This window comes from Cystobacter fuscus (assembly GCF_002305875.1).
GTDB classification, from domain to species: Bacteria; Myxococcota; Myxococcia; order Myxococcales; family Myxococcaceae; genus Cystobacter; species Cystobacter fuscus_A.
Genome location: NZ_CP022098.1, coordinates 7,217,714 through 7,241,114, shown reverse-complemented (window position 1 = coordinate 7,241,114; position 23,401 = coordinate 7,217,714). Strand labels below are relative to the sequence as shown.

General features: G+C 67.3%; 19 protein-coding genes and 1 pseudogene. 7 read left to right on the top strand and 13 right to left on the bottom strand.

Annotation, left to right across the window (positions count from 1 at the left end; all coding sequences use genetic code 11):
- Positions 1-8: 8 nt before the first annotated feature.
- The 4 genes from CYFUS_RS29405 to CYFUS_RS54650 form a co-directional block, all read right to left on the bottom strand.
- Positions 9-737, bottom strand: coding sequence for a DUF6249 domain-containing protein (locus CYFUS_RS29405; RefSeq protein ID WP_095988246.1), 729 nt, complete (start codon positions 735-737; stop codon positions 9-11).
- Positions 738-827: 90 nt separating this feature from the next.
- A complete protein-coding gene (locus CYFUS_RS29400; RefSeq protein ID WP_095988245.1) occupies positions 828-3,623 on the bottom strand; it encodes a YncE family protein in 2,796 nt (931 codons plus the stop codon).
- Between the two features lie 628 nt (positions 3,624-4,251).
- Entirely contained in the window at positions 4,252-6,903 is a 2,652-nt protein-coding gene (gene lanKC / locus CYFUS_RS29390) for a class III lanthionine synthetase LanKC (RefSeq protein WP_095988244.1), read from the bottom strand.
- A 90-nt stretch (positions 6,904-6,993) separates the two neighbouring features.
- Positions 6,994-7,248 (bottom strand): SapB/AmfS family lanthipeptide, encoded by a 255-nt coding sequence (locus CYFUS_RS54650; protein WP_095988243.1) that lies wholly within the window; start codon positions 7,246-7,248, stop codon positions 6,994-6,996.
- A 118-nt stretch (positions 7,249-7,366) separates the two neighbouring features.
- On the opposite strand from CYFUS_RS54650, the gene CYFUS_RS29380 reads away from it, so the two are divergent.
- The gene (locus CYFUS_RS29380; RefSeq protein ID WP_095988242.1) at positions 7,367-9,685 is read left to right on the top strand and encodes a GH92 family glycosyl hydrolase; all 2,319 of its coding nucleotides are present in this window, start codon (positions 7,367-7,369) and stop codon (positions 9,683-9,685) included.
- A gap of 17 nt (positions 9,686-9,702) precedes the next feature.
- Here the strand turns inward: CYFUS_RS29380 and CYFUS_RS29375 are convergent, their stop codons facing one another.
- Positions 9,703-10,740 (bottom strand): agmatinase family protein, encoded by a 1,038-nt coding sequence (locus CYFUS_RS29375; protein WP_095988241.1) that lies wholly within the window; start codon positions 10,738-10,740, stop codon positions 9,703-9,705.
- A 130-nt stretch (positions 10,741-10,870) separates the two neighbouring features.
- Here CYFUS_RS29375 and dusA point away from each other — a divergent pair, with 130 nt between their 5' ends.
- A complete protein-coding gene (dusA, locus tag CYFUS_RS29370; protein ID WP_095992300.1) occupies positions 10,871-12,001 on the top strand; it encodes a tRNA dihydrouridine(20/20a) synthase DusA in 1,131 nt (376 codons plus the stop codon).
- Here dusA and CYFUS_RS29365 read toward each other — a convergent pair.
- The 3 genes from CYFUS_RS29365 to CYFUS_RS29355 all read right to left on the bottom strand — a co-directional run bounded on the left by CYFUS_RS29365 (position 11,891) and on the right by CYFUS_RS29355 (position 15,035).
- Positions 11,891-12,910, bottom strand: a complete 1,020-nt coding sequence (locus tag CYFUS_RS29365; RefSeq protein ID WP_232536877.1) for an aquaporin — start codon at positions 12,908-12,910, stop codon at positions 11,891-11,893. The two genes, dusA and CYFUS_RS29365, sit on opposite strands and share 111 nt — an antisense overlap.
- 123 nt (positions 12,911-13,033) lie before the next feature.
- Positions 13,034-14,023 carry an NAD(P)H-quinone oxidoreductase gene (locus tag CYFUS_RS29360; protein WP_095988239.1) on the bottom strand — a complete coding sequence of 330 codons (990 nt, stop codon included), beginning with the start codon at positions 14,021-14,023 and terminating at the stop codon, positions 13,034-13,036.
- 25 nt (positions 14,024-14,048) lie between these two features.
- Entirely contained in the window at positions 14,049-15,035 is a 987-nt protein-coding gene (locus CYFUS_RS29355) for a magnesium transporter (RefSeq protein WP_095988238.1), read from the bottom strand.
- A 61-nt stretch (positions 15,036-15,096) separates the two neighbouring features.
- On the opposite strand from CYFUS_RS29355, the gene CYFUS_RS29350 reads away from it, so the two are divergent.
- The 5 genes and pseudogenes from CYFUS_RS29350 to CYFUS_RS29330 all read left to right on the top strand — a co-directional run bounded on the left by CYFUS_RS29350 (position 15,097) and on the right by CYFUS_RS29330 (position 19,152).
- The gene (locus CYFUS_RS29350; protein ID WP_095992299.1) at positions 15,097-15,306 is read left to right on the top strand and encodes a DNA gyrase inhibitor YacG; all 210 of its coding nucleotides are present in this window, start codon (positions 15,097-15,099) and stop codon (positions 15,304-15,306) included.
- A gap of 121 nt (positions 15,307-15,427) precedes the next feature.
- Positions 15,428-16,462 (top strand): lysylphosphatidylglycerol synthase transmembrane domain-containing protein, encoded by a 1,035-nt coding sequence (locus tag CYFUS_RS29345; RefSeq protein WP_095988237.1) that lies wholly within the window; start codon positions 15,428-15,430, stop codon positions 16,460-16,462.
- 6 nt (positions 16,463-16,468) lie between these two features.
- The gene (locus CYFUS_RS29340; protein ID WP_095988236.1) at positions 16,469-17,500 is read left to right on the top strand and encodes an LLM class flavin-dependent oxidoreductase; all 1,032 of its coding nucleotides are present in this window, start codon (positions 16,469-16,471) and stop codon (positions 17,498-17,500) included.
- A 304-nt stretch (positions 17,501-17,804) separates the two neighbouring features.
- Positions 17,805-18,083, top strand: a pseudogene (locus CYFUS_RS54645) (toll/interleukin-1 receptor domain-containing protein); the annotation flags it as partial.
- Positions 18,084-18,285: 202 nt separating this feature from the next.
- Positions 18,286-19,152 (top strand): hypothetical protein, encoded by an 867-nt coding sequence (locus CYFUS_RS29330; protein WP_232536875.1) that lies wholly within the window; start codon positions 18,286-18,288, stop codon positions 19,150-19,152.
- A 31-nt stretch (positions 19,153-19,183) separates the two neighbouring features.
- On the opposite strand, the gene CYFUS_RS29325 is transcribed toward CYFUS_RS29330, so the two are convergent.
- From CYFUS_RS29325 to CYFUS_RS29310, 5 genes are all read right to left on the bottom strand, one after another.
- Positions 19,184-19,639 carry an Imm26 family immunity protein gene (locus CYFUS_RS29325; protein WP_095988233.1) on the bottom strand — a complete coding sequence of 152 codons (456 nt, stop codon included), beginning with the start codon at positions 19,637-19,639 and terminating at the stop codon, positions 19,184-19,186.
- Positions 19,640-19,642: 3 nt separating this feature from the next.
- The gene (locus CYFUS_RS51015; RefSeq protein ID WP_157758729.1) at positions 19,643-20,428 is read right to left on the bottom strand and encodes a hypothetical protein; all 786 of its coding nucleotides are present in this window, start codon (positions 20,426-20,428) and stop codon (positions 19,643-19,645) included.
- Positions 20,425-20,643 carry a hypothetical protein gene (locus CYFUS_RS29320; protein WP_095988232.1) on the bottom strand — a complete coding sequence of 73 codons (219 nt, stop codon included), beginning with the start codon at positions 20,641-20,643 and terminating at the stop codon, positions 20,425-20,427. The genes CYFUS_RS51015 and CYFUS_RS29320 overlap by 4 nt, the downstream gene beginning before the upstream one ends.
- 321 nt (positions 20,644-20,964) lie before the next feature.
- The gene (locus CYFUS_RS29315) at positions 20,965-21,936 is read right to left on the bottom strand and encodes an SH3 domain-containing protein (RefSeq protein WP_095988231.1); all 972 of its coding nucleotides are present in this window, start codon (positions 21,934-21,936) and stop codon (positions 20,965-20,967) included.
- A 116-nt stretch (positions 21,937-22,052) separates the two neighbouring features.
- The gene (locus CYFUS_RS29310) at positions 22,053-23,381 is read right to left on the bottom strand and encodes an HAD family hydrolase (protein WP_095988230.1); all 1,329 of its coding nucleotides are present in this window, start codon (positions 23,379-23,381) and stop codon (positions 22,053-22,055) included.
- Between the last annotated feature and the right edge of the window lie 20 nt (positions 23,382-23,401).

Genomic DNA, 23,401 nt, shown 5'->3' with positions numbered 1-23,401 from the left:
TCGGGCGGCTACAGCGGGGACTCGGGCGAGAGGTGCGACGCGAGCGCGCCGCGGCCTTGCTGCAGGCGCCAGACGAGCAGGTGTCCCAGGCCGAGGAAGAAAAGCGTCACCCCCACGCCCCACGCGCCATCCGAATGGGGAAGGGCGGCCAGGAAGATCGTCAGCCCTACTCCCGTCGCGGACAGGATGATGCCCCGCCGCAGATCCGAGGGCTTCTTGGGCGGAGGCGCGAGCAGCCCCTGGGGGATCTCCGCCCCCTTCTCCACCATCATGCGCACCGTCTGGTGGAGCAGATGGCTCTTGCGGTTGTTGGCCACCAGCCACGCGAGGAAACCCGTCAGCAGGCAGCTGAAGAGGGAGATGGAGATGATGGCGGGGGCCACGTCGGAATCGGCCTGGCTCGACATCCGCCGCTCGCGCTCCTGGAGGAGTGCGAAGAGTTGATTGGAATCGAGACGTGCCTCGGGATCGATCTGCCGGGCCTCGGACTCCAACCGCTGGATGTCCGCCTCCAGCTCCTGGCGCTGGGCCTCGAGGGCATTGCGGTGCTCCTCCGCCTGCTGACGCTGGGCCTCGAGGGCATTGCGGCGCTCCTCCGCCTGCTGACGCTGAGCCGCGAGCTGTGGGGGCATCGGCACGGCGGGAGGGGGGACCGCGGGAGCTTGAGCTTCGGACTGGGCCCAGGCCCCTCCCGGGAGGGCGGCCAGGAGACACAGGGTGAGCAACTGGGATTTCATGAGGGAGTCCTCTCGTCGGTTTTATCGACGGGAAGACTCCCGAGCCCAGCCCCTTGGATTCAACCCCGGATTTTTTTTCCGCGCCGGTGCTCAGGGATGGCTGAGGGGGTTGGCGGGATCGGTCCCGTGGGTCTGCTCATCTCCGTCCAGGTGCCCGTCGAGGTCGCGATCGATACCGATGCGCTGGCCCGAGCCCGGCGGCGTGCAGGTGTAGGTCAGCGCCCCCAGGCTCGTGGTCACCAGCAGGCGGAGGGCGGCGTCGGCCACGAGGGGCACGGATTGCTGGTCGCTCTTGAACTGCCCGTTGCCCATATAAAGGAAGCCCACTTCCTTCTGGGCGTCGCGGCCCTTGACCACCAGATCGCACTCGCCGACGTTCGCGCGTGCCATCAGGAGGTTGACGCGGGGGCCGGCCACGAGCGCGTTGATGGGGGTGAGCGTCACCTGCTGCCCGACGATGGGCGCCAGGTTGGTGTCGAAGGCGAGGAGGAACTCCGCCATGTCCAGCTTGGCCTGGTGGCCCGCGGGCGTGTTCGGGATGCCGACCGAGTTGAAGATGGGATCGTGGTCGAATCCGCTGTTGAAGCGCATCATCGTGTCGATCGAGCCGTCGCTGTTGAAGCCGAAGCCACGGATCTGATCGCCCATGAAGGGGTCCGGAGGGAGGAAGCCGAAGGGGTAGGCCACGCCGAACATGCCGATCTTCTGGTACAGGTTCCGCAGGTGCGGAGTCTTGGGGAAGATGGCCGTCGCGACGAACGCCGAGCTGCCATCCGTACCGAAGAACCCCTTGAAGGGACCCGCGCTGGGGTTGGCGTTGGGATCCAGCCGGTGGCACGACTGGCACGGGCCATGGAAGAAGCTCGTGGTGTTGAAGAAGAAGTCCCTGCCCGCCTGCTGTGCCGACGTGAGCGAGTTGTCCAGGTTGCGCACGGGATTGGGCGGGTAGACGACCTGGAGGATGAACTCCGAGAAGCGCTGCATCTCCGCCGGGGTGAGCTGGGCGGAGCGTCCGAGCAGATCCATGAAGGCCGGGTTGAACTGCTTGAACGCCTCGGTTTCGTTGAACGCGCCGCTGTCTGGCTGGGCGTTCGTCGCCGTATCCGCGCCGGAGCGGTCCCCCCGCCAGTGCATCGGACCGTGGTTGGCCATGCCGCGCAGGCTCTGGGTCGCCAGCGGACCCTTCACCGGGTGGAAGTTGGGATCCTGGCCAAAAGTCGGATCGGTGCCGAACTCGGGCGGCGTCGTGGCGATGGGGTTCTTGTTGAGCTTGTAGGCCGCATCCGGGTTGCCCAGGTTCCAGTCCAGGCTGTCGAAGTCGCCGAAGATGTGGCAGCTCGCGCAGGACGAGTCGCCATGGCTCGAGCTCTTGCGCGCGTCATAGAGGTAGGGGCGGCCCGCCACCACGCTCGGCGGCTCGGGGTTGAACAGGGGGAGGTGGGCGACCTCCTGCTTCGTGGCGGTGTTGACGACGGAGATGGCGTTGTCGAAGCGCGTCAGCACGTACATGCGCCCATTGGTTTCATCCAACACCATGCCGGTGGGGCCGCCGCCGCTCAGGGGGATCTGGTTGGCGGTGTCGGGCACGAAGGTGTCGGCTTCGAGCGCGGCGGTGGAGTAGACGCCGAGCTTCGAGGAGCCGAACGCGGCCACGTACAGGGTGGCGCCGTCGGTGGTCACCACCATGCCGAGCGGCTGGGCGAGGCTCTTGTCGTTCTCGGCGTTGGGAAGGGCGGCGCAGCAGATGCCATAGTTGATGTGCTTGTTGAGGTGCCTGGGCGCGACGCCCGAGGAGCCGAGCACCGAGATGCGGCTCTCGTGCAGGTGGCCGCGCAGGCTGCTGCCGGCGAAGGTGCCCGGCCCCTCGAAGCGCAAGTCATTACGGGCCTCGGTGTTGCTCACGTACACCTTGCCGCTCACCGGGTTGACGGCCATGTTGAACAGGATGGTGCCCACGCCGGAGTAGTAGCCGGACGGGCCCGAGAGCTGCGCCGGGGGATTGGCGGTGGCATCGATGACGAACACGTCCTTGTCCGGCAGGGAGAAGCGCACCTTGTCGGTCCAGGAGCGGCCCAGCGAGTCGAGCCAATCCGTGCCATTGAACTTGACGAGGACGCCGGTCTCCGGCGCCGGCTTTCCCTCGAAGTTGACGTTGGGGCCGGGAACGCCGCCCACCGACTCGCCGCCGTTGGGCACGAGGATCTCGTGGACGATGCTGGTGCGGTTGCCCGAGTGGAACGCGGCGGCGTAGACGCGCGAGCCATCGGGCGTCGCGGCGAGCGCGCGCGGGGTATCACTGAAGAGAGTGACGATCGACAGTGGGTTGCCCGCGAGCGAGGTGCCCAGGTTGTGGGCATCGAACACCCAGACGTCCGCCCGGCCGATGCCCGGCGTGGAGAACTGGGGGTTGAAAGGCACGTTCTGGCCGCGGTGGGCGGCGGTGATGAAGGCGCGGCTCCTGCCCGGTCCGGCGAAGACGATGTCGCGAGGCTCGTCGCCCACGAGCAGGGTGCGCACCACGGAGCCCCCATGCCCATTCGGGGAGAGGTCCACGACGCTCACGCTGTCGGACAAGTGATTGACGACCCAGACCTCGTTGTCACTGCGCGCCGCCACCGCGACGGGCTCCAGTCCAACGGGCACCGAGGAGATGTGGAGCAGGCCCGTGGGCAGGACCTGGAAGACCTCGAGCCGGTTGTCCGGGGTGTTGACGGCGAAGAGGCGGGTGCCACAGGGCGAGAGGGCGAGCGGTCGGACCTGACCACTTTCGAAGAGGGTAAAGGATGACGCGGACACCTCGTGGCTCAGCAGGCACCCCACGAGGAGCATCGCGGTCAGGGCCGCTTTCCGCACATCACGCTGCAACGCCATGTCTCTGGCTTTCATTCCACCTCCACGCCGAGTGCGAATCCCTGTTCGCGAATACAGCGAAGAAAGAAAAGGATGGCCAGGATGGTGCGCTTTCGCGAGGTGTTCTGTAAAGGACGGATCAACGGATGACGCGGTCAGGCAGCCTTTTCGGCTTATGGCTTTGAACGGCTGTCACCCCTGGTGAGAAGGTGTGAGGACAGCGAGTACGGTTGTCACTCCCCGTGTCTGGCTGGCCGCCAGCTCTCCGGCAAGAAGATGTCTGACTTCAAGAAGCGGACACGGTCCACGTACCGCGGGGCACCCGGGGAGATCCTCTTCATCGCGGCACGGCGGCCCTGTTAGGGTGCCGGGTCCCATGAAACCCATCTTCTGCCTCATCCCCGCCCTCATGCTTCTGCTGCCAGGCTGCATCTACGTCCGCGACACCACCCATTCCTCCAGGAAGGGAGTCCGCTCTCAGTCCCGGCCGGAGTGTCATCCCAGCGAGTATTGGGATGGAGACCAGTGTCGGCACAAGGGCAAGGGCCGCGGCGCGCGCAAGCACGACCACTGACGCCCGGGCCCAGGCACCTTCCATGGGAGGCGGATGTACGAGAAGGTGCTCTTGTTTCACCCCACCCACGGAAGAGCTGACGCCCTGGATTTAGAAGTCCAGGTATGGAATGCCGCCGCCCGTGAGGAGCCGGTGGATGAACGAGCCGGTTCCCGCGGACCCCGTGCCGTAATCCGTGGAGACGCGGAGGAGATCCTCGCCAGGGAAGACGAGGCCGGCCGGCCGATCGAGCGCGAACAGCATCACCCGCTCCAGGAACCGCCGGGCCTCCGTCCGCCAGACCTCCTCGCCGGTGTACCGATAGAGGTCCACGAAGAATCCCCCCAGGCCCGCCATGCCCGCGAAGTTCGTGGGAAACACGGAGTAGTTGCCCGCGAGCGATGACGCGATGCTCCGTGCCTCCCGGGCGTACCGCTCGTCCCGGAGCACGTCGTAGAAGCGCAGCGCGACACAGCCAATGCCCGCGCTCCCGATGTGCCAGTACGGGTAGAACACCGACTCCCTCCGGGAGCGGCGGAACCGTGGATGGCCGTTGCTCCGCTCGGCACTCGACAGGTCGAAGTCCAGGAGCCGGATCGCGGCATCGAGGTGCTCCTGTCGCCCGGTCGCCTGATGGAGCTTCAGACAGAAACAGGCGAGCCCGGAGGCGCCATGCGCCAGGCCATGGTAGACATCTCCGTTGTTCTCGAAGAAGTACCCTCGTGCGGATGACTGGATGCCTGGCTTCAGCGTGTCGAAGACCTGGATCGCCCGCTGGAGATACCTCTCATCCCCGAGCCGGTCGAAGAAGAACAGATTCGTGAGCCCGAATCCGCCACCTCCGTAGAAGAGATCGGCGTTCTCGAAGAGCAGGGGAGAGCGCGCCGCGACATCCAGGAGCGCCTCGGCCTCTTTCCTCCACCCCAGCTCCAGCAGCGTCCACGCGATTCCTGCACTGCCGATGTAGAGACCGGGTGCGTAGCGTTGGTTGTCGATCTGGGAAGCCTCGTGAAGCAGGGCTTCGAGAAAGACCTCGGGAGGCGGCCTGCCCACGCGTTGGAGGAAGAGCGCGATACCGGACGCGCCATAGGCGGCACTCAAGCGATTGGTGGTGAACCGGCGGTAATCCGTGGGCAGCTCCAGAGGGTCCTCCCCCGTGTGGATCTGGTCGACGATGTAGCGGATGATCCCCTCGAGGGACTCTCGCAACGCGTCGTCATCTCGACGGGGAGTGACTGGCCGCGCCGAGTGGATGTCCCCCAAGCTCCGCTCCGCCTCGGCCAGCAGCTCGTCCGCCCGCTGGAAGTCCTGCTCGATTCCGAAGATGAGCCGCACGAAGGCTTCCGGGATGCCCTTCTCCTGGGCGAAGTGCGTGAGCATGGGCTCGCGTTGGTGGGGGGCGAGCGTGAAGAAGGGGGTCGGTGGGTAGAGGAAATCACCGAGCACCCGGCTCAAGGCCTGGTGATCATCCCGGAAGGTGGGAACAGAACCCGCGGGCCTTTCCACTCCGAAGCCGGGTGTGAACAGCCGGATGACGGGACCCTGCTCCGGGTTCTGGAGGTCGAGCGCGGCCTCGAAGTCGATGAACGTGAGCTGATCTCGCTCCAGGTCGAACAGGATGTTCTTCGGGGAGATGTCCTGGATGACCACGCCCTGTGAGTGGATGGTGCGGAGCGCGGAGATGAGCTTCCTGGACACCGCGAGGAAGGTCTCCCCGAAGCGCCGCACCTCGTCGACACCCGGCGTGGGCGACGCGAGGAGGGACAGTTGTCCGGAGGCGATGTGGGCACTGAGCTTCCTGCCCCGCGCGAGCTCCATGACGAGGAAGCTGTGCTCCCAGTCCTGGAAGAAGTCGAGCGCGCGGGGAGCCAGTCCCGTTGCCTCCAGCCGCTTGAGGATCCGGTACTCGTTCTCGAGACAATCGACGGCGTCGCAGGGATTCTTGCGCCCCCGGTTCACCAGGGGCCGGGCCTCCTTGAGCACCACCTCCGCCCGGGACGTCAGATCGAGGCACCGATAGACTCCTCCCTTGGAGGAAGAACTCATGGCCGAGAGCGCCTTGTAGCGGCCATGGAGGAGGGGCTCCTCGGTGGCCCCCTGGTCGTCATCCGGGAAGGGATCGATCACGCCCGGGGGCAGGGTGAAGAAGGGGGGGCGTGGATCCGGAAGCAGGCGGCCATCGGTCATCCGCAGGTGGGGCACCTGCTCTCCGTAGGCGTTGAGGTGCCGCAGGCCCCGGAACGCACCGTAACGGTAGAAGAGGACGTGGCTGCCTTTGTACCGTTTGTCCGACAGGATATAGGGGCCCACGAAATCCTTCGTGACGCCGTGCAGTTGCTCCAGGAGCCGCTTCAGCTGACCGACATCCGCGGGATAGAGGGTGATGAATTTCCCGCTCGCGCCCCGCGCCCACATGTGGGAATTGCTCAAGTCGAGCACGAACTCGTCGACGAGCACCTTGAAGGCCACCCGCTCGGCGACGAGCAGGGGAACGACCGTCGTCAGGAGTTCCCGGGCGCGATCGTGCGCCGTGGACACATGGATCTTGAAGCCGGTGTCAGGGAAAGAGGGCTCGGGGGGTTGGGCCTCGCACCAGATCCCTGACTTCCTTCCGATCGTCCAGGATGCTGGCAGCAGGCGAACCAGAAGTTCCCGGAACCCGGCGCTCTTCGATTGATAGGCATCCAGGCTCTCATAGCGCTCCGGATGCAGAAGCGTGAAGAGGTGGATGTTCTCCCGTGCCCGCCGCTCGATGCCGCGCATGCATCCTCCCCGGACCTCCCGAAGGAAGCTGCCCTCGGGAGGTGATTTCCTGTCAACAGATGGCACGGCACCTCGACCGGCGCCTGCTCACTAACACAAGAGGAGACTCAAGCTCGAACTTGCTTCACAATCAAGCAAGCTGAGGTTGGAGGCAGTGGCCTCCTGCCCTCCATCCGCCGAGTCGCCTCCAACTGCTTCCCCACCTGTATCCGCGGGGAGCTTCTGCAATGCGAGGACGTTGTTCAAGACCAACCGCCTTTCAACTCGCCACCATGGCGAGTTGCTGAACGTACTGATGAGAAGATACGGATTCAACCGCCGGGACTCCTGGGCCGAAGAACACATCCATGGAGAAACAGTCTGGCGGCTCCCCTTGGTGGACCGCGGGTCACTCCTTGTCCCGGAGGAGGGGCGGCCGTGATAGTCATCCGCGGCGAGGTTCTTCGAAAGAGGGGAGTCCGGAATGCGGCTTGGGATGTTCTGCGCGGTGGGTGCCCTGCTGGGGGCGATGAGCGGTGCGGCGAGGGCGGCGGCCCCGTCCGCCTATGACGCGGTCGATCCGTTCATTGGAACGGGCGGCAAGGGCCACACCTTTCCCGGCGCGGTCGCGCCCTTCGGCATGGTGCAGCTCAGCCCCGACACCGACGTGCGTCCATTCAAGCAGAGCTACGACTGGGCCGCCGGGTATCGCCACGATGATCCGACGATCTTGGGCTTCTCGCATACCCACTTCTCCGGCGCGGGCCACTCGGACCTGGGTGACGTGTTGCTCACCCCGTTCTCGGGCACGGTGAAGCTGGATCCAGGCGAGGCCGACAAGCCGGGTTCGGGCTACCGCTCGCGCTTCAGCCACGACGGGGAGATCGCCCGGCCGGGCTACTACGCCGTTACCTTGTCGGACTCGCGCGTGCGCGCCGAGCTGACGGCGGGGCTGCGCACCGGGATGCACCGCTACACCTTCGAGGGCAAGGCGGCGGCGGGCGTGCTGCTGGATCTGCGCTCGTCCATCTACAACTACCCGGGCAAGGTGCTGTGGTCGCGCGTGCGTGTGGCGAACGATGGCACGGTGACCGGCTATCGCGAAACGCGCGGCTGGGCCCCCGGGCGCAAGCTCTTCTTCGCCATCCGCTTCAACAAGCCGCTCATCTCCCATGCCCTGCACGATCGCGACGAGGCGATCGTCTACAAGGGCTTCCGCCAGCCGGGGCGAGGCCCCGCGGACAGGGCGCAGCTCGAGGGCCGCGCGCTGGAGGGCGTCTTCGAGTTCGGCGAGCTGGATGGACCGCTCATCGTCAAGGTCGCGATCTCGGCGGTCAGCGAGGACAACGCCCTGCTCAATCTGGACAGCGAACAGGCCGGCTTCGACTTCGAGGCCCTGCGTGGTGCCACCCGCGCGGCCTGGGAGCAGGCGCTGGGGGCGGTGGAGCTCGACGCGCCCGCGCCCATGCGCACCAGCGTCTATACCGCCCTCTATCACAGCCTGATCGCCCCCAGCGTGTTCACCGACGCCGATGGCCGCTATCGCGGCCCGGATGATCAGGTGCACAAGGCCGAGGGTTTCACCTTCCACTCGACCTTCTCCCTATGGGACACCTTCCGGGCCGAGCACCCGCTGCTGCTCCTGGTCCAGCCGGAGAAGCGCAACAGCGACATGGTGAATTCGCTGCTCGCCTCCCAGCGGCACAGCCCCTACGGCATCCTGCCCGTCTGGCAGTTCCACGGGCTCGAGACCTGGACGATGATTGGCTATCACTCCGTGCCGGTGATCGCCGATGCCTGGCTCAAGGGCATCCGGGGCTTCGACGCGAACGCCGCGCTGGACGCCATGGTCAAGAGCGCGACCTACGCTCCCTATGGAGGGCTCGGGGACTACATGTCCCTGGGCTTCGTCCCCATCGACAGGGAGCCGGAGGCCGCGTCCAAGACCGTCGAGTATGCCTATGACGACTGGACCATCGCCCGCCTGGCCCGAGCCCTGGGCAAGGAGGACATCGCCCGGACCTTCGAGGCCCGCGCGGGCAACTGGCGCAACACCTTCGATGCCAAGAGCGGCTTCATCCGTGCCCGCCGGGCGGACGGGGCCTTCCGCACGCCCTTCGATCCCACCGCCATCAACTATGGCAGCGACTACACCGAGGGCAATGCCTGGCAGTATTCCTGGTTCGTGCCGCAGGACCTGGGTGGTTTGATCAAGGCCATGGGCGGTGACGCGGCGGTCGTCAAGAAGCTCGACGCCATGTTCGAGTACGACATCTCGAAGCTGGACTACTCGCACGCCGAGGACATCGCCGGGCTGATTGGCCAGTACATCCATGGCAACGAGCCCAGCCACCATGTCGCGTACATGTATTCTTTCGCCGGGGCTCCGTGGCGCACCCAGGCCCGGCTCAAGCAGATCGTCGACAGCCAGTACAAGCCCACGCCGGACGGGCTGTCGGGCAATGACGATCTGGGCCAGATGTCCTCCTGGCTGGTCTTCACTGCGCTCGGCTTCTATCCCGTCACGCCCGGCTCGAACGAGTATGTCATTGGCCGTCCCTTCGTGGAGCGCGCGGCGCTGAACCTGCCCAATGGCAAGCGCTTCACCGTGACGGCCGAGGGCTTGTCGGAGGCCAATCCCTATGTCGGCAAGGTGTCGTTGAACGGCCGCCCGCTGGAGCGTGGCTTCCTCCGGCACGAGGAACTCCTGGCGGGAGGAAGCCTGCACTTCGTCATGCAGGCGAAGCCCAATACTTCCTGGGCGACCAAACCCCAGGCGAGGCCGATGAGCAGGGCCCCGTAGGGAGGTCGAGCGGTCCGCTACGGCCGCTCGGACTTCAGCATCCAGCCGATCATCTTGTAGAGCAGCCGGGCGCCCACGTTGCCGTCCCACTCGCCGCCCTCGGGATCCGGGGCGACCTCGGTGAGATCGAACCCGACGATGGTCCGGCCCGAGCGCACCACCCCGGAGATGAGCGCCACGGCCTCGGGGAAGGACAGTCCGCCCGGCACCGGCGTCCCCGTGTGCGGGCACAGCGTGGGATCCAGGCCGTCGATGTCGAAGGACAGGTACACCAGCTGGGGGAGCTGCTGGACGATCTCATCCACCTGGCGGTTCCACGGAATGCCATCGAAGCGCTTGCGCTGGAGCTCCGTGTCGAAGAAGGCCTTCACGCGTCCACCCGAGGACTCGATGTAGCGGTGCTCGTCCTCGCTCATGTCACGGATGGCCACCTGCACGAGGCTCTTCACCCCGGGAATGCGCTCGGCCACGTTGTGCATGATGGAGGCGTGCGACCAGGCGAAGCCCTCGTACGCGTCGCGCAGGTCCGCGTGCGCATCCAGGTGCAGCACGCCCAGGCCGGGGTACTTCTCCGCGTGCGCCCGGATGATGCCGTAGGAGATGGAGTGGTCTCCGCCCACGGCTCCCACCCGCTTGCCCTTGCCGAGCCACTCCTTCGCCGTCTGGTACACCGCCTCGTGAAGCTGCTCGCACAGGCCGTTGACCTCCGCGGAAGCGGCCATGAGCTCGGGCTGGGAAGCATCGATGCCTCCCGCCTCGATGATGGGCACGGCGCGCTCCTTGGCGCGGGTGTTCCAGGCGCGCCACTGCTCGGGCTCGGGCAGCAGGGCGATGCCCCGCTCGTAGGGACGGCCGGTCTCCACGTCGAAGAGGTCCACCTGCCGACTGGCCTGGAGCACGGCCGAGGGACCGTCCGAGGTGCCTCCGCCATAGCTGGTGGTGGCCTCGAAGGGCACGGGGATGAGGACGACGTGGGCCTCCTCGGGAGTGTGGGGGAGGCCGAAGATGCCGGAGTCCTGGGGAGCGGCGGCGCTGGGATCGAAGGCGGCGGGCATGATGGCGGCGGAGGATAAGGTCCTGCGTGGCCAGCGCAACGGTCCCGTGGGGGGCTCTTCGCCCGCCCAAGGAGCCGCCAGGCCCCGTGCGGCCTTGCATGGACGCCCGAAGCCCGGCATGGATGGTGGGATGACCGCCCGCCCGCCCGCGTCCACCGTGCCGAGCCACCGACTCTCCGTCGCGCCGATGATGGATTGGACCGATCGGCATGACCGCTACTTCCTGCGCCTCCTCTCCAAGCGCACGCGGCTGTACACCGAGATGGTCACCACGGGCGCCATCCTGTTCGGCGACAAGCCCCGGCACCTGGACTTCTCCCAGGAGGAGCACCCGCTGGCCTTGCAGCTCGGCGGCAGCGACCCGGCCCAGCTCGCCGAGTGCGTCCGCATCGCCGAGCAGTGGGGCTATGACGAGGTGAACCTCAACGTCGGCTGCCCCTCGGATCGCGTGCAGAACGGGATGTTCGGCGCGTGCCTCATGGCGAAGCCGGACCTCGTGGCCCGCTGCGTCGAGGCCATGCGCGGCGCGACCCGCCTGCCCGTCACCGTCAAGCACCGCCTGGGCATCGATGATCTCGACTCGTACGAGCTGCTGACCCAATTCGTGCGCACGGTGAGCGGGGCGGGGTGCGACACCTTCATCGTGCACGCGCGCAAGGCCTTCCTCCAGGGGCTCAGCCCCAAGGAGAACCGGGAGATTCCCCCGCTGCGCTACGAGTGGGTGCGCCAGCTCAAGACGGACTTCCCCCACCTGACGATCTCCCTCAACGGGGGCGTGAAGTCCCTGGAGGAGGCCCGGGCGCACCTGGAGTGGGCCGATGGGGTGATGATCGGCCGCGAGGCGTATCAGAACCCCTACCTCCTCGCCCTGGCGGACTCGACGATCTTCGGCGAGACGGCTCCCGCGCCCACGCGGCGCCAGGTGGTCGAGGCCCTCCAGCCCTATGTGGAGGAGCTGCTCGCGCGGGGCGAGTACCTGTCACGCGTCACGCGCCACATCCTGGGGTTGTTCGCGGGGCTGCCCGGAGCGAGGGGTTGGCGGCGGGTGCTGAGCGAGCGCGGCACCAGGCCCGGCGCGGGCCTGGAGGTGCTGCGGGATGCGCTCGCGCAGGTGCCGGCCCACGTCCTGGACTCGCCCGCCACGCCCCCGTCAGCGGGTGTCCCCGGGCCTCGGAGCGAAGGGGTCTCCGACGGCGTACAGGCGCAACCAGCCGCGCTCGCGCAGGAAGCGCTGGAGCCGTCCGCGCAGCACCGCGCGTAGCTCGAGCGGGGGCAGTTGCCAGACTTCTCCGAGCAGGGCCGCGTCCGGTGAGGCCCCCGCCGGAACGAGCCGCAGCACGAGCGTCGCCGCCTGGCGCTCGGAGGCCTGGGCCTCCAGGAGCTCTTCGTGGGAAGGAGAGGCGATGGCCTGGACGCGCGCCGGCGCCGCGAGCCCGTTGAGCAGGGAGGCCGCGAGCTCGGCGACGCCCTCCTGGGGAGACAGGCAGATGATCGTCCAGGGTCCCGGCGGCGAGGCGCGGGCGGGCCGCTGGAGCCAGCGGAAGAGGCAGACCGCGAGCGCCGCGCCCAGCAGTTGCGAGACGACGAGGGTCTCCACGTCGAGCGGGTGCACGGCGCTCGTCTGGCTGCTCGCCGCGCGCGCGAGGACGAGGGCGGGGTTGGCCAGGGAACGCGAGTCGGTGAACCACACGGTGGTGGCCACGTAGGCGGCCACCGCGAAGGGCGTGGCCGAGGGGCGGTTGCGCGCGCACCCGCGCACCACGATGAGCAGCCCGAAGGTGGAGACGAGCTCCGTGAGGAAGTGCGCCGAGGTGGCGGCGGGCACGAGGGCGGTGAGCAGCAGGGGCTCGCCGCACATGAGGTGGGCGATCAACCGGCCCGCCAGTCCTCCCGAGAACTGGGCGAGCACGTAGAGGGGGACGTCCTTCCAGGGGGTGCCATCCTCCAGCGCGTCGGCGAAGGTGAGGGCGGGGTTGAAGTGGGCGCCCGAGAAGGGCCGCAGCACCAGCGTGAGGCACGCGAGCACCGCGCCCGTCGCCAGCGACATGAAGAGCCGCCCGTCCGTGGCGCTCACGCCCAGGTGCTCGGCGCCATGGTGGGCCCCCTCCAGTGCCACCACCAGCAGTCCACAGCCCAGCGCCTCGACCACGAGGCGGCGGGGTCTGTTCACGTGTCCCTCGGTGGGGGTCGTGAGGGCCGGTTTCGCTGAGACCATGGCGTGGCTCTCCGCTGGGGGAGTCGAGGACGGTACGTCACGCCCCGGGAGGGGTCAAAGGTGGACGGGCGCGCCTGTTCACTCCCAGTGCAGCACGAGCTTGCCCACCGTCTCGTTGTTCGCCATGCGCGTGAAAGCCTCGCGCGCCTGCTTCATGGGGCAGATGGCATCCACCACGGGGGTGAGCGCCTTCGAGTGGAACAGGGGCAGGAGGCTGCGCTCGGCGGCCTGGACGAGCGCCATCTTCTCCTCGGGCGGGCGGCTGCGCAGCACCGTGCCCGTGATGTGCAGCCGGCGGGCGAGGACCCCCTCCAGGTCCACTTCCGCCCGCCGGCCCGCCACGAGTCCCACCAGCAGCACCCGGCCCTGGAGGGCCATGGCGCGCAGCGTCTCCGGCAGGTAATCCCCACCCACCAGATCCAACGCCAGGTCCACGCCGCGTCCGCCCGTGGCCTCCTTCACGGTGTCCGCGAAGCGCGGGGGCTGGGTGTCACACAGCACCGTCTTCTCCACGCCCCACTCGGTGGCGCGCGCGAGCTTCTGGGCGTTGCGCCCCGTGCCGAACGCCCGTGCCCCCATGGCGCGGCAGAGCTGCGCCGCCGCCGAGCCCACGCCACTGGCCACGGCGTGGATGAGCACGGACTCGCCCATGCGCAGGCCGCCCTGGAGCACGAGCGCGTCGAAGGCGGTGAGGTACGCCTCGGGCAGCGCCGCGGCCTGGGTGAAGTCGAGCGGGGTGGGCACGTGCATGGCCTCGCGCTCGTGGGTGACGAGCTGCTCGGAGAAGGCCCCGCCGCCCACCAGCCCCATCACCCGGTCGCCCACCTGGAAGCGGCGCACCGCCGGGCCCACGGCCAACACCTCGCCCGCGTACTCGATGCCCGCCACGTCCGCGGGGACGCCCGGCGGCGCGGCGTACCTGCCGCTCATCTGCAGCAGATCGGCGCGGTTGAGCGCCGTGGCGCGCACGCGCACGAGCAGCTCCGAGCCGATGGGGATGGGCGCGGGGCGTTCCTCGAACTCGAGCACCTCGGGGCCGCCAGGACGGGTGATGCGAAGGACCTGCATGGATGGGTTCTCCGGAAGAGCGCCTCTAGCCGAGCAGGCGCGTGACGAGGGTGAAGTAGGTGAGCAGGGTGACGTTGTCGGAGATGGCGAGCACCAGCGGCGCCGAGGCCAGGTGCGGATCCACCCGGAAGCGGTGGAAGGCGAAGGGCAGGAGGGCGCCCAACCCCGCGGCGAGCGAGGTGGAGAGGGTGATGGCGATGAAGAGCACGAAGGGGAAGGCGAGGTGGGGGGAGTAGAGGCTGCCCAGCAGGGCCACCACCCCGGCGGCCATCATCCCGGCGAGGCTCGTGCCGAGCACCTCGCGGCGCATCTGGGGCACGTCCACGCGCTGGTTGGCGATCATCGCCGCGGACACGGCCGTGGTCTGCACGCCCAGGCTCTCGGAGAGCACGAGCACCATGGGGATGAAGGCGGCCACCACGACGAGCCGCTCCACCGTCTGCTCGAAGAGCCGCGACACGGTGGCCGCGAGGAAGCCGCCGCCGATGTTGACGAGCAGCCAGGGAAAGCGCCGCAGGGCCATGCTCACCGGGCGCGTCTGCTTCATCTCGTTCTCCGGCAGACCGACGAAGCGGAACACCTCGTCGCGCACGCGGCCCTCCACCTCGTCGAAGAGGGTGTCGGAGAAGGTGTCGACGAAGTTGCCCACCTCCACCACGCCGACGATGCGGCCCTCGGCGTCCACCACCGGAAAGGCCAGGAAGCGGTAGGTGACGAAGAAGTCCTCCACGAGCGAGTCCGGCGCATCCACCGGCAGCTTCACCACGCGGGTGAACATGAGCGAGGCGATGCGCTCGTCGGGTGCCGCGCGGATGAGCTTGCGGATGGGCACCACGCCCACCAGGCGGCCCGCGGGATCGCACGCGTAGCAGTAGAAGATCTCGTTGCTGCCGGGCGCCGCGCGCATCTTCTCCAGCGCCTGGGCGACGGTGTCCTCGACCCCCACCGAGACGAAGTCGCGGGAGAGCCGGTCACCTTGCAGGAGGAAGTGCGCTTCTCCGGGAGCGTCCACGCGCGGGACTCTAAACGCGCTGGCCGTGGGCGACATCAAGGCTTATGAGTACGCCGTGGCCATGAATGTTCGAGAGTGTTCCATCTGTCGGAAGCCGGTCGCTCCGCGTGCCGAGAACCCGGCGTTTCCGTTCTGCTCCAAGCGCTGCCGCATGGTGGACCTGGGGCGCTGGCTCGGCGAGGAGTACCGGGTACCGGATCGTCAGGTGGACGAGCAGGAAGACGAGCTGCCGACGGATCAGCACCCGGATCGGACCCCTGGAGACGCTTGAGGCGAGACCCGTTGCCGGCAGGACCGTCGGGGTGCCCCGCGGCCGGGGCCCTGGTCTCCTGGCAGGGGAATAGACAGGGAACCCCTGGAGTCCAGGCGAGGGGGGCGGTATACGGGCGGGCGTGAAACGTGCCGTGAAACTCGTCGCCAGTCTGATCGTGACCCTGCTCTTCTTCTGGTGGGCGTTCCAGGATGCGGACTGGGAGTCACAGCTGTCCGTCCTGAAGTCGGCCAACTACGCATGGGTGGTGCCGTACTTCGGCATCCTGACGCTCATCCACCTGGCGCGCACCCTGCGCTGGGGCTGCCTGTTGTCGGGGATGGAGCGGGTGCCCTTTGGCAAGCTGAACGAGGCGTCGGGTATCGGCTTCATGATGCTGCTGGTGCTGCCCTTCCGGCTGGGTGAGTTCGCCCGGCCCCTGCTCATCGCCCAGCGCAGCTCCATCCGGCGCAGCGCGGCGATGACCTCGGTGGTGCTCGAGCGCATCACGGACGGCATGTTCGTGGCCGTGATGATGCGCCTGCTGCTCTTCTTCGTGCCGACGACCGTGCCCGGGATGCGCTACGTGAAGCTGGGTGCCAACCTGATGTTCGCGGGGTTCGGGGGTCTGCTCGTCTTCCTGCTGTTCTCGCTGTGGCACCAGGAGCGCGCGGTGCGGCTGGTGCGCTCGACGGTGGGCCGGGTGGTTCCGGGCCTCGCGGACAAGGTGGCGGACGTGGTGGACACGTTCGTGGGCGCCATGCGGCAGTTGCCCGGGCCTCGCCAGATGGTGGGCTTCTTCCTCTACACGCTCCTCTACTGGGGACTCAACGGCGCGGGCATGGCCGTGCTGTCGCGCGCGTTCGGCGCCTTGAGCCTGACGCTGTTCCAGGCCTACGTGCTCAACTGCGTGCTGGTGGTGGGCGTGATGATTCCCGCCGCGCCCGGCATGCTCGGCACCTTCCATGCCGCCATCAAGGTGGGCCTGTCGCTGTTCCTCCCCGCCTCGGTGGTCAACAGCAGCGGGCTGGCGTACGCGAACGTGCTGTGGCTGTGCCAGACGCTGCAGCAGGTGGGCTTCGGACTCCTGCTGATGAACGCGGGCCACCAGTCCTTCAAGGACCTCGCCGGCAAGCTGAACAAGGAGCAACAGGCCTCCTCGCTGCCCTCGGCCTGACTTCGCATGGCAAGATCTCTGGAACTTGGATTGGACACCTTCGGGGATGTCACCCTCGGCCCCGGTGGCGAGCCGCTCTCGCAGGCGCAGGTCATCCGCGACGTCGTGGAGCAGGCCGTCCTCGCCGACGAGCTCGGCCTCGACTTCTTCGGCGTGGGCGAGCACCACCGGGCCGACTTCGCCGTCTCCGCGCCCGAGGTCGTGCTCGCGGGGATCGCCACGCGCACGACCCGCATCCATCTCGGCTCGGCCGTGACGGTGCTGAGCTCGGACGATCCCGTGCGCGTGTTCCAGCGCTTCTCCACGCTCGACGCCCTGGCCAGGGGACGCGCGGAGGTGATCCTCGGGCGCGGCTCCTTCACCGAGTCCTTTCCGCTCTTCGGCTACGAGCTGCGCCAGTACGAGACGCTGTTCGAGGAGAAGCTCGACCTCTTCGCGGCGCTGCTCCGCGAGGAGGCCGTGACGTGGCGGGGGACGACGCGCGCCGCCCTCCAGGGGCAACGCGTGTTCCCGAGGATCGAGACCGGTTCGCTCAAGACCTGGATCGGCGTGGGTGGAAGTCCGGAGTCGGTGGTGCGCGCGGCCCAATATGACCTGCCCATGATGCTGGCCATCATCGGCGGCGACCCCGTGCGCTTCAGGCCCTATGCCGAGCTCTATCAACGCGCCTTCGCGCAGCTCGAGCGCCCCGTCCAGCCGATCGGCGTCCATTCACCCGGCTATGTGGCCAAGACGGACGCGGCGGCGCGCGAGGAGTTCTGGCCGCACTACAAGCGGATGCGCGATCGGATCGGCGCCGAGCGCGGCTGGCCCCCGATGAGCGCGGCGGAGTTCGAGCGGGAGGTCGAGCAGGGCTCGCTCTACCTCGGCTCACCCGAGACCGTCGCTCGCAAGATCGCCGCGACGGCCAGGGCCCTCGGCCTGTCCCGCTTTGATTTGAAGTACAGCGCGGGCCCGCTGCCGCACGACAAGCTCATGCGCTGCATCGAGCTGTATGGCCGCGAGGTCGTTCCCCTCGTGCGAGACATGCTCGGCTGAGAGCCTCGCGGGCCTCTCCCGTCGCACGGCCGTGCGATCAGGGCAGAAGGAAGACGCGGTCCTCGAGCATGGAATTCTCGAGTCCCTGAAAGGCGCACGAGTTCCTATTCCAGTGCTCCTCCTGAAATCCGCACCGCCCGCTCCGCCCTGTCAGTACTCGGGAAGAAGGCAGGCCCGGCTCTCGCCACCTCGCCCCGTGTGGCCTCCTTCCTTCCGGTTTACTCACAGATCGAAGATGCCCACACCATCCAGGGAGGGCCTTCGCAGCACTCCCCGAGCCCGCGCGGTGACACGGAACATCCCCATGGACAGGCCCACCGTCTTCATCAGCTACAGCCACGAGGATGAGGCGTGGAAGGAGCGTGTCTCGACCCATCTGACCGTTCTCCACGAGTGCCTGGTGGCTTGGGACGACTCCCACATCGAGACAGGTGCGGACTGGCGGGCGGACCTCGAGCAGGCGATCAGCGAGGCTGGCGCGGCGGTGCTGCTGATCTCGGCCCACTTCCTGAGTTCGAGGTTCATCCTCGAGGAAGAAGTGCCCCGGCTCCTCCAGCGCCGGGCGGACAGCGGGCTTCACCTCATTCCCCTGCTGCTCTCGCCCTGTGACTGGGAGGCCGCCGAGTGGCTTCAGCGGTTGCAGCTTCGCCCCAGGAGGGCTCGAGCCCTGTCGGAGCAGAGCAGGCATGCCATCGATGCGGAACTCGCCTCCCTGGCCAGGGAGCTTCGCCTGCTCACGAGCAGGTCGGTCCAGGACGTCCCTGCCCGAGGCAGTCGAGCCCCTCTTGGGTGCGCTGGACAACCCGCGGCTGCACGATCATCCCCACCAGGCCGCCTATGTCTTCGGCGCTCTGTGCATGGTGTACGTCTTCCTCGGCGAGCCGGAACGGGCCGTCCAGTACGGCGAGCGCGCCGTCGGATTGTCGCGAAAGACGGGGGTTGCCTGGCAACACAGTCGCCAGCTCGCCAGCCTCGCCTGTGCACTCATTCAGTGTGGCCGATCGGCGGAGGCCGAGGCGTTCTTCCTACACGCCACCTCCTTGCCACGGGGTGAGGACTGGCTGAAGTTTCTCTTCGTCGACCTCGCGTATTGCGATCTGCTGCTGGATCAGGGTCGCTCCCAGGAGGTGTTCCGCTGGCTCGGTTCCTATGTGGACTGGGCACGGTCGTCAGGCTCTTGGCAGCTCATGGGAATGCTCCAGTTGTGCCTGGGCAACGCCCACCTGCGGCGGAGCGCGGAGGCTCCGGAGGCTCTCGGCCTGGCGCTGGAGTTCCTGAGCGAAGGCTTCTTGCTGATGCGCAAGCAGGGGACGCCGATGCTGATAACCCCCGCCTTGACCAGCCGGGCCGCGGTCCATCGGCTGCGGGGCTCGTTCGAGCTGGCGTGGAGAGACCTCGATGAGGCGCTCTTCATCTCCACCGGGGCGGGAACGCGGTTGTTCCAGGTGGATGTGTGTCTCGAGAGGTGCCGCTTGTTCCTGGCGATGGGGAAGCTCGCTCAGGCACGTTCGGAGCTGGGTGCCGCCCGGAAGCTCCTCCTGCAGCGGGGCTACCATCGGCGGGACAGGGATCTGGCCGAGCTGAGCGCACAGGTGAGCACACCTTCGATGGCGTCCGTGGACCCGGGCCCCGGCCCGCTCCCACGAGGGTAGTGGTGCCCGACGGGGGACTCGTCGTGCTCTGCTACTCCAACTCCTTCCACATGCGCACCAAACTGTCGTTGGGCCGCCCCATGAAGGCATCGAGCAGACGTTCTTCGACACCGTGAGATTCCCAAACAGCCGCTGGCTCGAGCCCAATACATTCTTGAGGGGACGCCTCTCTCTCATTGCCAATGCTATCGAAAATCCAACAGCGCCGGAGTGGACCCACCTCCATGTTGAATTGGACAACGGGTTGCCTCAGGCGTTCCTCAATCTCTCTCCATCCAACAAGCTCCCATGACTTCGGGTATGGATGCTTTACAATAATCCTGAAAAGGATGGAATTGGATGCGATCTTATCCAGGTTCGCGTCTGGCTCAGTAGTCCTGTAATTGTAGAAAGCATCGAAATGCAATTCGAGCACCCTTCCATAGCCGAAGGAGCCGTCTGGGAGGGGAATTCTCAAAAATGAACCTGGTTTATGCGTTGGCCGCATGTCCTAGTATCCTGTGTAACGGTGAAGTTCGCCCCAGCGAATCGTGGCTGCATCGTGAAACCGTCTCCCCCGCGGGTTGTCTTTTGCCACGGCGCGCACGATGTTCTCGGTTCGATGGGACTTGCCCGTGTCGGACTGAGCGCCTCCATTGAAGTCTATCAGTTGCTGCTCTCTTCCACGAATCCGCCAGTATGCTGGGTCATCATGCCTCTGATTGTAGTCGATGGCAGCCCCAAGGTCGAATACATCAAGTTGTGCTTGAGCAAATGAAGCGTCCTTCGGGTCTTCGTTCTCATCAACATGATGATTCATGTCTCGGAGTCGAATAGCCCATTCTGCCTGGAGTCTGAGAGGCAGGCCGAGATCAACGACCATACTGGTCCGGCCAGCGTAGTAAAGGTTTGTTTTTCTGTTGAGCTTTCTATAGGTTACATAGAGACGGCCGCGTTTCTTTTTACCTTCATTGTCGGATTTCGGAGTTGGCCACCCACTGGGAGGAGCGCGGGGAGAGGACACCGACTCAGGTTGGGCCGTGGGAGCACTCGTCGTCACCGACACCGTGCCGTCAGGCTCCTGGTCAATGAGGATTTCTATCTCGATGGTGCGCGAATTCGTAGAGCCTTTTGGGGGATACCGGCCCCGAACCCATCCAGAAACATCTCCGAAGTGTGTGCCGTAGAACTTGTCCGCGATGTCGATGGGGGTCTGCTCACCGTCCACAACCGCTTTGACGGTGAAGCAAAGCAGTAGAACACTGCCCGCGGCCGCGACGACCGCGCCGCCCGTCACCAGGGCTTCTCCTGCACCAGCGCCAGAGCCTGCTCCTGCCGCGGTCGTGCCGCCTTGCGGCACCAGGCGGAGCATGCCGCGGGGTGCCCCATCTCCTGCGCCTCCGCCAGCAATCCCTCGCAGCGGTGGTGGGGAAGGGGGAAGTGGAGCCGTCGGCGAATTCGCTCCCGGCGCAGGCACGGCGGCAGATGCTCCACCTCGTTCTGCCTGCTCAAAGCCGCCGCTCGGGATGTAGACGCAGTACCTTATCTGTCCAGTGGCAGGGAGAACGCTCCGGGGGGCGCTGCTACACCCCACAAGCAACAGGCATGTCAGCAGAGCTATCCCTCTTGGCACCCAGCGCCTCCAGGCATGGGCTCCGCTCGCGAGGAGCCCCACGCGGGATTACAGGGAGGCTGTGCGGCCGAGTCAACCCAGGGGCAACGCGTGTTCCCGAAGATCGAGACCGGCTTGGCTAGAGGCTCGCGGCAATCGCACGGCTCCGCGGCCGTGGATGACACCCCTTGCCACGGAAAGGGATTCCTGTCGTTCCGCCGTCAGCGGCCCACGGCCTTTCGCAGGGCCTTGAGCTTCTCCATGACGGTCTTCTTCTGCTCGGGCTTCACCTTGCCGAGCGCCGCCTCCAGCGCGTTCAGCTCCCGGTGCACATCGGCGCGATCGTCCTTTTCGAGCTCGGCGATGCCGTCCGTTCCCAGCACCTGCTCCACCGCCTTCAGGGCCTCGTCCACGTGCGCCCCGGTGGGGTAGCGCCGGAGATACTCACCCTCCGAGCTCTTGCTCCTTTCCAGGTAGCACGGCGCATACCCCTCGCACTCGCCAGGGGAGGGCGTTGTCGCCGCCTCCCAGGCGAACCCCTCGGCCTCGGGCAGGCCCCGGTACTTCTCCTCGAGCGACCACAGGACACTGCTGCTCACGAGCCAATCGCTCCCCAGCTCGTTGTAGATGAGCGCCTCGCCCTGGCGCTTCACCCAGGGCTCGTACACCTTCGCTGGCACCTCCGAGGGGAGGATGGTGTCCAGGACCCAGCGCATCGCGCGCCAGCGAGCCAGCTCCAACCGCGCCGCGCTCGCCTTGTCGGTCTCCTGCTCCGCCGCGCGCTTCAGGAAGTTGGCCAGGTCCGTCCGATCCACGAAGGGCGTCTTCTCGTCCGCCATGCGTTGACTGGCGAGCTCCAGATAGGTCCGCACGCGCTGCTCCGGCTCGAAGGGTGGCACGAAGGCTCCGAAGACCCAGCCCTCCTGGCCCTCGGGCGCGGCGACGCGGTACCAATGGTCCGTCTTGCCCCCCACGGTCTCCTGCTTCTCGGAGCGCTCGAGTTCGCGCACCTCCGTGCCGATGAAGAGCCGGGCCACCTCCTGCCCGCCAGCGCCCGGCGTGGCGCGCATCTTCACTCCCGAGGCCGCGGTGATGCGTTGCTTCTCCGCCTTCGGCGGCGCGGCCGCGAGCGCGGGGACGGTCTGGCACAACAACAGGACGAGCGTGGCGGAAGCGAGACGCGCATGGGACATGAGAGACTCCTTGGGGAGAGACTCGGCGTACGGGTGTGGGGGTTTTCTACCGCACCCGTGACCTGGGGAGGATTGCAGCCTTCGCGCGAGCAGAAGGACCCGGTTCCGCCGAGGCCTCAAGGCAGTTGGTGGACGCGGTCCTCGAAGTCCTGGGTGAAGCGCTGCCCATCTTCGTCCACGAGGGGCTGACCGGCCGCGTCCACCGCGGTGGTGCAGGGGTACGGGGTGGCGGCCTGGGCGGCGGGCCGCACGAACATGGGCTGCACGAGCCACGTGCCCCGGACGTTCGCGTAGGCGTTGCACATGAGCTGGACCTTGTTGCGGTTGAGGGCGAGCTTGAGCCGCGTCGCGTCCTGCATGAAGGCCAGGTCCGTGTCCGAGTCCCCCGCCGCGAAGACCTGGCGCTGGCGCTCGTCCGGCTGACGCGCGAGCTGCTGCTCCGCGGGCAGGTGGTAGATGGCCTTGTTGATCCAGCAGCGCTTGCCCTGGTCGTAGGTGATGAGGGTGTCCTCGCCATCGGCCACGGGTCCGCAGCCCTGCAGGTGCGCCGTCAACCGGCCCTGGGCGTCCGTCACCGAGCGGATGCCCACCACCCGGTTGGGTTTGACGCCGATGAGCTGCTCGGACACGGCGTCGATGACGAACTGGGGCGAGGCGGTGAGCACCCAGACGTCGAAGCCGTTGTCCTGCATCGTCTCCACGAGGTCCACCATCTCCTCGTACACCCGCACGTGGTAGGCGAGCCCCGTGACGCTCCCCACCGTCTGCGTGGTGCCGACGGGATTGAAGGCGTTCTCCGCGTAGGCGGACCGGGCGAAGCCGCGAACCTCCTCGGGGGTGTAGCCCGCCTGGAGCTGGGCCACCCAGGCGTAGGCGGTATTGAGGGTGAGGGTGAGCTGCTTGTCCCAGGCCGCCTGGGCCGCTCGCGTCTTGCCGCCGGTGTAGATGCTGACGAGCTCGTCGGCGCATGCGGCGTGTTCGCTCGTGCGCAGGGGCTGTCCCGGCTCGCCAGCCGGGTCACACGCGGTGGAGAGGGCCGTCCGGGCCTCCACCGTCAGGTGGCGGCTGGTGGTGCTCCAGTCCCTCCCCGTGGGTTGGAGCACCTTGTCGTGCCGGAGCATCCAGAAGAAGGTGGCGTCCCCGAGATCGTTCTTCACCAGGGTGTTGTCCCAGTCGAACACGGCCACGGGGCGGTTCCTGGGGTCGAACGCCGGGCTGGCGATCCCCACGTCCCGAATCAGCGCGTTGAGCCGCTCGCGGTTGTCCGGCAGCCAGCGTCCAATCTTGTCATCCAGCAGCCGCCGGGGGGTGAGCGAGCCATCGCCGCCCACGGGCCCTTCGGGACCCTGTGGGCCCGTACAGGCGAGGGGCGCACTGGCGAGACAGCCGGCCAGGACGAGAACGGTCAGGGGCCTGGCCATGGGGACGGAGTGGGGAGTCGGCATGGACGCATTGTGGATGTCTC

Bases quoted from the DNA above. Each gene is read 5' to 3' on its own strand.
- CYFUS_RS29405 (WP_095988246.1), bottom strand. From the start codon at position 737: ATGAAATCCCAGTTGCTCACCCTGTGTCTCCTGGCCGCCCTCCCGGGA.
- CYFUS_RS29400 (WP_095988245.1), bottom strand. From the start codon at position 3,623: ATGAAAGCCAGAGACATGGCGTTGCAGCGTGATGTGCGGAAAGCGGCC.
- lanKC (WP_095988244.1), bottom strand. From the start codon at position 6,903: ATGCGCGGCATCGAGCGGCGGGCACGGGAGAACATCCACCTCTTCACG.
- CYFUS_RS54650 (WP_095988243.1), bottom strand. From the start codon at position 7,248: ATGTGTTCTTCGGCCCAGGAGTCCCGGCGGTTGAATCCGTATCTTCTC.
- CYFUS_RS29380 (WP_095988242.1), top strand. From the start codon at position 7,367: ATGCGGCTTGGGATGTTCTGCGCGGTGGGTGCCCTGCTGGGGGCGATG.
- CYFUS_RS29375 (WP_095988241.1), bottom strand. From the start codon at position 10,740: ATGCCCGCCGCCTTCGATCCCAGCGCCGCCGCTCCCCAGGACTCCGGC.
- dusA (WP_095992300.1), top strand. From the start codon at position 10,871: ATGACCGCCCGCCCGCCCGCGTCCACCGTGCCGAGCCACCGACTCTCC.
- CYFUS_RS29360 (WP_095988239.1), bottom strand. From the start codon at position 14,023: ATGCAGGTCCTTCGCATCACCCGTCCTGGCGGCCCCGAGGTGCTCGAG.
- CYFUS_RS29350 (WP_095992299.1), top strand. From the start codon at position 15,097: ATGAATGTTCGAGAGTGTTCCATCTGTCGGAAGCCGGTCGCTCCGCGT.
- CYFUS_RS29340 (WP_095988236.1), top strand. From the start codon at position 16,469: ATGGCAAGATCTCTGGAACTTGGATTGGACACCTTCGGGGATGTCACC.
- CYFUS_RS29325 (WP_095988233.1), bottom strand. From the start codon at position 19,639: ATGCGGCCAACGCATAAACCAGGTTCATTTTTGAGAATTCCCCTCCCA.
- CYFUS_RS29315 (WP_095988231.1), bottom strand. From the start codon at position 21,936: ATGTCCCATGCGCGTCTCGCTTCCGCCACGCTCGTCCTGTTGTTGTGC.
- CYFUS_RS29310 (WP_095988230.1), bottom strand. From the start codon at position 23,381: ATGCCGACTCCCCACTCCGTCCCCATGGCCAGGCCCCTGACCGTTCTC.